Origin of the sequence: uncultured Thiocystis sp. (genome assembly GCF_903866365.1) — a bacterium.
Lineage (GTDB): Bacteria > Pseudomonadota > Gammaproteobacteria > Chromatiales > Chromatiaceae > Chromatium.
Map to the genome: position 1 here is coordinate 1 of NZ_CAIPNF010000141.1, position 5,204 is coordinate 5,204.

General features: G+C 64.6%; 5 protein-coding genes. 3 read left to right on the plus strand and 2 right to left on the minus strand.

What is annotated here, in order from left to right:
- Together QZY07_RS08190 and QZY07_RS08195 are read left to right on the plus strand one after the other, a co-directional pair.
- Positions 1-521: hypothetical protein (locus QZY07_RS08190; protein WP_295401461.1), on the plus strand; the 521-nt coding region annotated here is incomplete at its 5' end.
- A gap of 58 nt (positions 522-579) precedes the next feature.
- On the plus strand, positions 580-1,020 hold the full coding sequence (locus QZY07_RS08195; RefSeq protein ID WP_295401463.1) for a YqaA family protein: 441 nt from the start codon (positions 580-582) through the stop codon (positions 1,018-1,020).
- Positions 1,021-1,078: 58 nt separating this feature from the next.
- On the opposite strand, the gene QZY07_RS08200 is transcribed toward QZY07_RS08195, so the two are convergent.
- The gene (locus QZY07_RS08200; protein ID WP_295401464.1) at positions 1,079-1,987 is read right to left on the minus strand and encodes a TIGR02452 family protein; all 909 of its coding nucleotides are present in this window, start codon (positions 1,985-1,987) and stop codon (positions 1,079-1,081) included.
- A 97-nt stretch (positions 1,988-2,084) separates the two neighbouring features.
- Positions 2,085-2,603, minus strand: a complete 519-nt coding sequence (locus QZY07_RS08205; protein ID WP_295401466.1) for a chlororespiratory reduction 6 domain-containing protein — start codon at positions 2,601-2,603, stop codon at positions 2,085-2,087.
- Positions 2,604-2,789: 186 nt separating this feature from the next.
- Between QZY07_RS08205 and QZY07_RS08210 the strand changes: the two genes are divergently transcribed.
- On the plus strand, positions 2,790-5,030 hold the full coding sequence (locus QZY07_RS08210) for an ATP-dependent RecD-like DNA helicase (RefSeq protein ID WP_295401468.1): 2,241 nt from the start codon (positions 2,790-2,792) through the stop codon (positions 5,028-5,030).
- The last annotated feature ends 174 nt before the right edge of the window (positions 5,031-5,204 follow it).

Here is a 5,204-nt window from a genome sequence, read left to right on the forward strand (position 1 = left end):
CCTGTCAAACCCTCGTCCGCGAGTCCGTGCCGGGCGAGTGGGTGGTAATCCCGCCAGGGAGCGCGCTGCGGTTGAACCAGCCGATCCAGATCCCGCCCGGACGCACCCGCGCCTTCTTCACCTCGGGCCGCTCGTCGGCCATCGACGCGAGTTGCATGATCGAGGTCAGGCGCCTCGACCCCGACAAGCGCCAGACCGTCCAGCCCGGGCGGTACGGGATCACGCGCGTTCAGGATTATGTGGCCCTGGTGTCCAGCGTGGATCGGCCTCCCGGCACGGACGGCCAGGTCCGGTTCCAGTTGGCAGGCCATGGCGACAGCGGGGGGGCGCCGATGGTCCGGTTCGGCTATCACTTCTGGCTCGATAACCGCCAGGATCCCAACCTGATGCGCCTGACCTGTCTTGGGCGACACGACGAGCCGGCTTCCACGCGCCCACCGACCCTGGTCGAAATCCAGGCGGTGTTAGGCGATCAGGCGACCCTGGAACTGGCCGGTGCGGCGGCGATGCCAGGATCCTGACCGACGGTCCAGTGGCGTTTTTATCGACCGGGCTGGTCTGAATGCGGCGCGTCGTTCCTTGACGGGGGATCTCTCCGGTGGCCTGATCCTGTTCCTGGCCGCGCTTGGCGCGGGCTCGCTGCTGCCGTTGCAATCGGAAGCCCTGCTGGTCGGGCTTCTGCTTGCGGACGCCCAACCGGTCTGGGTGCTGCTGACGGTGGCGAGTGTCGGCAATGTCCTGGGTTCGCTGGTGAACTGGCGGCTCGGGCGGTCCCTCGAACAGGTCCGTCACCAGACCTGGTTTCCGGTCAGCGTTCAGGCGCTGACAAAGGCCCAGGCGTTCTATCGGCGCGCCGGGTACTGGTCCTTGCTGCTGAGCTGGGTGCCGGTCATTGGCGATCCGCTGACCCTGATCGCCGGGTTGCTGCACGAGCCCTTTTGGCGCTTTCTGGTGCTGGTGACGCTGGCCAAGAGTGCGCGGTATCTGGTGCTGGGCGCGCTGACGCTGGGATGGAGGTGAGCCTGTCCCTGTCGCGTTGGAGCGGTTGCCGTCCACTAATGACGTGCTGGAGTGAAGCTCAAGGAGCATCCGATAGGCCGGGTGAATCGCTGCCGTCGGTCGCGAACGCCTCCCGAAAGGGCGCGAGAAAGCGCCGCTTGGGCGACCAGTCGGCGATGGCGAACACCACTTCGGCAAAGGCCCCGGCAAACGTTTCAGCCAGTGCCTCCCGGAAATCGCGCGCCGTGCGCTCGGGATCGTTCTCGAAGGCGCCGCATCCCCAGGCACCCAGCACGAGTGCTGGATAGTCGTAAGCATGGGCAATCGCCAGGACGCGCTGGATGCGCGCTTGCAGCAGATCGCCCGCGCGGGGCTGACCGACCGTCGGGGCATAGGGAGCCGCGCAGGTCAGCACGCTCAACCGCCAGGGCTGATCGAGCGGCGTGCCATCGTCGCGGCGAAAGACCGGCACCTCGGGCGAGAGAATCGCCCAGTCGCTGGCATCCGGCAGCGCACGCCGCCGGTGCGCCTCATACATCGGATCTCCGCGTAACGTCAGGTAGAGCGCGCTGGTACGGCATAACACCTCCTCCTGGGCGCGGGCACCGTTGAGAAAGCCGCCGCCCGGCTGAATCCCATTGGCGAAATTCAACGCCAGCATGCGAGCGCCGCCCTCGGTCAGTCGGCGTGCCGCCTCCAGTGTCGTTTCATTGGCGACCTGAAGGCGGGTCTCCGGAAACGCAGGGATCGTCGAGACGGGCAATTCGGCATCGGGCGGCAGACTCAGCGTGCGGGCACAGGCGTTCTCCACGGCGTCTTTCCAGCTCACCGGCTGTCCATCGGTGGTGCGGTAGACCCCGGATTCGGCCATTTCCACGGCCGACTGGCCGAGCTGCGCCGCCTGCTCGCGGGGAATCTGCAAGGCCCGGTGGCAGTGTGCCGCCCGTTCAGCGCCATCGAGGTAGGGAAGGATTTTCAGTGTGCCCATCGCGGTTATCCCTCTACAGCGGTTCGTCGTGGATTGCTCATTGACCACGCGCCTGTTCCGTCGGGTCGTTCACAACCCTCTGGGTCTGGCGCCTGGGTCAATGCAGCGTGTTTCCGATCAACTGAGCAATCTCTTGGGAGATGCGTTCGTTCATCGTCTCGGACAGGTCGAGCCGTTCGTACAATCCGTTCATGTGGCCGAAGAGCCGCAGGATTTCGTGGGTGACTTCAGCCAGATCCGCGAATCGCCAGCCCACCATGCCGCCCTGGGTTGGCACCGAGTGTCCGTGGCATAGGAGGCGGAGGACATGCAGGATCGTGTCCCCGACTTTCTCGCAGAAATGCAACCAGTAGGGCCATTCTGTCGTCAGGTTCAGAAAATAGGCCCGGATCTCCGGGATCTCGGCGGTTTCGCGTGGATCGTCGTCCCAGCCCTCGAAATAGAAGGTCAACTTGCCTTCCCATTGCAACGCCGCCTCATGGCTGGCCGAGAGAGGCAAGAGCCTGCCGAGCATGGGCCGAACATCGTTTTCCATGACCGATTCACGGGTGATGGCGATGATCAGGAGTTCATCCTTCGCCGGCGATAGACGGGCAAGCGGGTATTGAGGACGCATGCGGGTATTCGTTCCGTGACGAAATCAGCCATTAGAATCGAATGCGCAAACTCGACTGTCAATGAAGGTTCCACCGACGGATCGCCACGAAATCGGAGGGAGGTATGGGATCGCTGAGAGGCCGCTCGATCTGCGGTCCTTTTCCCTCTCCGTTGGTCGGGCACGCGAAGCGCGTATGATCAGCCGATGTCATCCACGACCTTCCCAACGCCCACCGAACGCCTCTCTGGCGCCATCGAGCGCGTCACCTTCCACAGCCCCGAGAGCGGTTTTTGCGTGCTGCGGGTCAAGGTCCGTGGCGAGCGCGACCTGATCACGGTTATTGGCTCGGCGGCCAGCATCGCGCCGGGCGAATATCTCGAAGCCGAGGGCGTCTGGATCAACGACCGTCAGCATGGACTCCAGTTCAAGTCGCTGGAGTTGCGCGTCATTCTCCCGCGCACCCTGGACGGCATCGAAAAATATCTGGGCTCGGGAATGGTCAAGGGCATCGGGCCGCACTTTGCGAAAAAGCTGGTGAACGCCTTTGGCGAGGCGGTCTTTGACATCATCGAGCAGCAACCGACCCGCCTGCTGGAACTCGCCGGCATCGGCCCCAAGCGACAGCAGCGCGTTACCTCGGCCTGGGCCGAGCAGAAGGTGATCCGGGCGATCATGGTCTTTCTGCAATCGCATGGGGTCGGCACCGCGCGCGCCGTGCGGATCTACAAGACCTATGGGGATGAAGCCGTGGAGAAGGTGCGCGAGAATCCTTACCGGCTGGCCCTGGACATCCACGGCATCGGCTTCAAAACGGCGGATACCATCGCGGAACGACTCGGCATCCCCCGTGATTCGCTGATGCGTGCGCAAGCGGGCGTGCGGCATGTGCTCCAGGAGATCGCGGGCGACGGGCATTGCGCCGCTTGGCAGGACGCCCTGGCGGAAAAAGCCGTGGCCCTGCTGGAGATCCCGCCCCCGATCATCGCCGAGGCCATCGCCGCCGAGCTGGCCGAGGAAAACCTGATCGCCGAGCCAATCGGCGAGCGCCCCGCGCTGTTTCTCGCGCCCCTGCAACGCGCCGAGCTGGGCATTGCCCGCCATCTCGAACGCCTGCGTGCCGGTCCCTTGCCATGGGGGAGCATCGACGCCGAGAAAGCCTTGCCCTGGGTCGAGACGCAAACCGGGCTCGCCCTCTCGGACTCCCAGCGCGCGGCCATCGCCGCCGTGGTCAGCGCCAAGGTGGCGGTCATCACCGGGGGGCCAGGGGTCGGGAAGACCACGGTGGTCAATAGCCTGCTGCGCATTCTGCGCGCCAAGGGCGTTGAGGTGTTGCTCTGCGCGCCGACCGGACGCGCCGCCAAGCGCCTGTCGGAGTCCACCGGCCAGGAAGCGAAGACGATTCACCGGCTGCTGGAGTTCGACCCGCAAACGATGGACTTCAAGCGCAACGCCGAGCAGCCGCTGGAGCTGGATCTGCTGGTGTGCGATGAGGTGTCGATGGTCGATGTGGCACTGATGAACAAACTGCTGCGGGCGGTGCCGACGCGGGCGGGCGTGCTGCTGGTGGGGGATGTCGACCAACTGCCCTCGGTCGGCCCCGGCATGGTCCTCGCCGACCTGATCGATTCGGGCCAGATCCCGACCGCGCGTCTCACCGAGATTTTCCGGCAGGCGGCGGCGTCGCGCATCGTGGTCAACGCCCATCGCATCAATGCCGGCAAGATGCCCGAAGCCCCCGACGCGGAGCGACCCGACAGCGATTTTTACCTGATCCGCGCCGACACCCCGGAGGCCATCCATGCGCGGCTGATTCGGGTGGTCACCGAACGCATTCCGCAGCGGTTCGGGCTGGATCCGGTGCGTGACATCCAGATCCTCACCCCGATGAATCGCGGCGGGCTGGGGGCGCGGGCGCTCAATGTCGCCCTGCAAGCGGTGCTCAATCCCAATGCCCAACCCCGCATCGAGCGGTTCGGTTCGACCTATGCGCCGGGCGATAAGGTGATCCAGCGCGTCAACGACTACGACAAGGAGGTGTTCAACGGCGATATCGGGCAGATTCAGACGATCGATGTCGAAGAGGGGCTGTTGACCGTCGACTTCGAGGGTCGCGCCGTGGTCTACGAGACCGGCGAACTCGACGAATTGGCGCTGGCCTATGCGATCAGCATCCATAAAGCCCAGGGGTCGGAATATCCCGCCGTGGTGATCCCGTTGGCGCTCCAGCATTACACCCTCTTGCAACGTAACCTGCTTTACACTGCCGTGACACGGGGTAAGCGCCTGGTGGTGCTGATCGCTCAGCCGCGGGCGTTGGCGATGGCGGTCAAGCAGACGGGTGGCGGACGGTTGACCAAGCTGCTGGAGCGGTTACAGGCCGCGCATGCGCTGGAAATCCGGGACTCCGATGGTGCATCCGACAATCGCTTAGAGACTGATAAATGAAGCGAACAGGCGCGCAAGAAGGCGGCTATTTGTACGAAGGGGGGTGGTCGGTTAGTGCCTCCACGCCCTATATGTTGTGGTCACCACTTATAGCCATGCGTCACTGCGGCTTCAGTGACGGGCTCGGTAACGACCGCCTGCTCCATGAGTCGGCGGAAGACGAGTCCACGGCTC

Coding starts and splice junctions, on each gene's coding strand:
- QZY07_RS08200 (WP_295401464.1), bottom strand. CDS start 1,987: ATGGGCACACTGAAAATCCTTCCCTACCTCGATGGCGCTGAACGGGCG.
- QZY07_RS08205 (WP_295401466.1), bottom strand. CDS start 2,603: ATGCGTCCTCAATACCCGCTTGCCCGTCTATCGCCGGCGAAGGATGAA.
- QZY07_RS08210 (WP_295401468.1), top strand. CDS start 2,790: ATGTCATCCACGACCTTCCCAACGCCCACCGAACGCCTCTCTGGCGCC.